Source organism: Cytophagia bacterium CHB2 (assembly GCA_030263535.1).
In the GTDB taxonomy this organism is placed as follows: Bacteria; Zhuqueibacterota; Zhuqueibacteria; order Zhuqueibacterales; family Zhuqueibacteraceae; genus Coneutiohabitans.
Map to the genome: position 1 here is coordinate 1 of SZPB01000501.1, position 3607 is coordinate 3607.

Genomic DNA, 3607 nt, shown 5'->3' on the forward strand with positions numbered 1-3607 from the left:
TTGCCGATGTGGTTGCGAACGCCATGAAAGAATGGGCGGTCGAGCATGGCGCCACGCATTTTACCCATTGGTTTCAGCCGTTGACCGGCCTGACAGCAGAGAAGCACGACAGCTTTGTCACGCCCAATGTCGGCGGCGGCGCGATTGCGCGCTTCTCCGGCAAAGATTTGTTTCAAGGTGAACCGGACGCTTCGTCATTTCCCAGCGGTGGTATTCGCGCGACGTTTGAAGCGCGCGGCTACACAGCGTGGGATCCCACGTCGCCGGCGTTCATTATTAAAAATCATCACGGCGCGACCCTGTGCATTCCCACGGCATTCGCCTCGTGGACCGGTGAAGCGCTCGATCACAAAACGCCTTTGCTGCGTTCGATGGAAGCGCTGAACAAGCAAGCATTGCGTGCTCTCACCTTGTTTGGCGTGAAAAACGTGCATAAAGTCTACACCACTATTGGTTCCGAGCAGGAATATTTTCTGATTGACGAGGAATTTTTTTATCGCCGCCCGGATTTGGTAAACAGCGGCCGCACGCTGTTTGGCGCCAAGCCGCCGCGCGGCCAGGAACTGGAAGATCATTACTTCGGCTCGATTCCCGAACGCGTGTTGGCGTTCATGACCGATGCCGAGTATCAGCTTTATCGCCTCGGCATACCGGTGAAAACACGGCATAACGAAGTGGCGCCGGCACAATACGAAATCGCGCCGATTTTCGAGAACAGCAACCTCGCGGCCGATCATCAACAATTGATGATGCAAGTGTTGCGCAACACCGCGCGCAAATATGGCCTGGTGTGCCTGCTGCACGAAAAGCCCTTCGCGGGCATCAACGGCAGCGGCAAGCACAACAATTGGTCGATGTCGACGGACACCGGCATGAATCTGCTGGAGCCCGGAGAGACGCCGCATGACAACATGCAATTTTTGTTTTTCTGCGCAGCCGTGATCAAAGCCGTGGATGAATATCAGGATTTGCTGCGCGCCAGTGTGGCGCATGCGGGCAACGATCATCGCCTGGGCGCGAATGAAGCGCCGCCGGCAATCATATCGATTTTCTTGGGCGAGCAACTCGAAGATATTTTCAATCAAATTGAAAAAGGCAAACCCGAGAGCAGCAAATCGAAAGATCTGCTCGGTTTGGGCACGCCGGTGCTGCCGCATCTGCCGCGCCACGCCGGCGATCGCAACCGCACCTCGCCGTTTGCGTTCACGGGAAACAAATTCGAATTTCGTGCTGTGGGCGCGAGCCAGTCGATTTCGTTTCCCAACACCGTGCTTAACACGATCGTGGCCGCGGCAATCGACGAATTGACCACCACCATCGAGGCGCACCTGAAAGCGAAAATGCCGTTCGAGCAGGCGTTGCATGCGGTGTTGAAGGAGGTGATTCACCAGCACAAGCGTATAATCTTCAATGGCGACAACTACACCGCCGAATGGCATCAAGAGGCGGAAAAACGCGGTTTGTGGAATCTCAAGAATTCGTTGGACGCGTTTGAACGCCTGCATGATGCCAAAAATCTGCAATTGTTCGAAAAGTATGAGGTGTTGAATCGCCGGGAATTGGAAGCGCGTGAAGAAATCTTCTTTGACCAATATTTTAAAACCGTGAACATCGAAGCCGAGACCACGGCCCTGCTGGCGCAAACCATGATTTTGCCGGCGGCTATTCGGTATTTGCACGATCTCGCCGCGACCATGGATGGCGTGAAACGCAATGGCATCGAGACCACCGGCGTGGCCAAGACGTTGCAGGAAGTCAATGGCTATACCAACGAGCTGCGTGAGACACTCGACAAATTGCTGGTGGTGAATGCCGATCTCGGCGGCGATACGGTGCATTCCAAAGCCTATCACATGCGCGATAAAGTCATCCCTGCGATGAATAGCGTGCGTGCCGCAGCCGCCAAGCTCGAAAAGTCTTTGCCGGATGATTATTGGCCCTTGCCGGTTTACAGCGAGATGTTGTTCGTCAAATGAGAGGGCATCATCCGCTCGAATGCTTTTCTGTCGATCTTCTCCGTTAGGCTTCCCCCTGGAAACAGGCGTGTGACGGCACAAGGTCTCATTGCCGAAATGAGGCCTTGTGCAAGTTGTCCGTTGCTTGTTTCGTGAAGTTTATGTATGATCATCCCCGCCTTACAATGATCTTCTCACATTTCATTATTATTTTGAGGAAAGGAAAGTCTTAATGGACAAAACTGTTCGTAAAGTTGTTTTATCATATTCCGGCGGCCTCGATACGTCCATCATTATTCCCTGGCTGAAGGAAAACTATCACTGCGAAGTGATTGCTTATACTGCCGACATTGGCCAGGGCGAAGAATTGCAGGGCCTGGAAGAAAAGGCCATCAAAACCGGCGCGAGCAAAATCTATATTGACGATTTGCGCGAGGAATTCATCCGGGATTTTGTTTATCCCACCTTGAAAGCAAACGCGGTTTATGAAGGCAAATATCTGCTCGGCACTTCCTTCGCGCGGCCCATTATTGCCAAGCATCAGGTGTTGGTGGCGGAGAAAGAAGGCGCGGACGCCGTAGCGCATGGCTGCACCGGCAAAGGCAATGATCAAGTTCGTTTCGAATTGACCTACAAAGCGCTCAATCCCAAGCTGCGCGTCATCGCGCCCTGGCGCGAATGGAACATCCGCTCACGCGAAGATGCGATCCGTTATGCCCACGAACGCAATGTTCCGATTACCGCTTCCCTCACGAAAATTTACAGCCACGATCAAAATCTTTGGCATCTTTCCAGCGAAGGCGGTGAGTTGGAAGATCCGTGGCAAAGCCCGCCGGATGGCATTTACGGCATGAGCGTGAGTCCCGAACAGGCGCCCGATCGCCCGACCATTATCACGCTTGATTTTGAGAAGGGCGAGCCGGTTGCCTTGAATGGCGAAGCGTTGTCGCCGGTGAAATTGTTGATGGCGTTAAATAAAGTTGGCGGCGAAAACGGCATTGGCCGTGTCGATATGGTAGAAAATCGCTTGGTCGGCATCAAATCACGCGGCGTTTATGAAACGCCCGGCGGCACGATTCTCTATGCCGCGCATCGCGAACTGGAAAGCCTGGTGCTCACCAGCCAATTGCTGCGCATGAAAGAAATGTTGGCGCCGCGTTATGCCGAGTTGATTTACACCGGCCAGTGGTACACGCCGGTGCGACAGGCGCTCGATGCCTTCGTGCAAAAAACCCAGGAGAAAGTCACGGGCACGGTTCGTCTCAAACTTTACAAAGGCAATGTCATCGTTGAGGGCCGCAAATCGCCTTATTCGCTTTATCGTGAAGACTATGCCACCTTCGGCGAGGACGATGTTTACAATCAGCAAGACGCCGAAGGCTTCATCAATCTCTTTGGCTTGCCGCTGAAAGTCAAGGCCTTGATCGATATCGAGGGCACCGGCTTGAGCGAGTATCGCCATCCGGATTACAGCAAGTTTAAGCGGGATTGATAAAGCGGATGCGACCAAAGAAAAAGCCGGTGAAGATGCGCCTCGCCTCCTCTAATAAAGTCTGGGCCGGGCGCTTCACTTCCGGCCCCTCGGAATTGATGGAAAAATTCAGCCGCTCGATCGACATCGACGGGCGGTTGTGGCAGGAAGACATTCGCGT

General features: G+C 53.5%; 2 protein-coding genes. Both read left to right on the forward strand.

Annotation, left to right across the window (positions count from 1 at the left end; translation table 11 throughout):
• A partial coding sequence (locus tag FBQ85_27955; protein ID MDL1878967.1) for a glutamine synthetase type III occupies positions 1 to 1976 on the forward strand: 1976 nt, incomplete at its 5' end.
• Positions 1977 to 2187: 211 nt separating this feature from the next.
• On the forward strand, positions 2188 to 3447 hold the full coding sequence (locus FBQ85_27960; GenBank protein ID MDL1878968.1) for an argininosuccinate synthase: 1260 nt from the start codon (positions 2188 to 2190) through the stop codon (positions 3445 to 3447).
• Positions 3448 to 3607: the final 160 nt, after the last annotated feature.

Coding starts and splice junctions, on each gene's coding strand:
- FBQ85_27960 (MDL1878968.1), top strand. CDS start 2,188: ATGGACAAAACTGTTCGTAAAGTTGTTTTATCATATTCCGGCGGCCTC.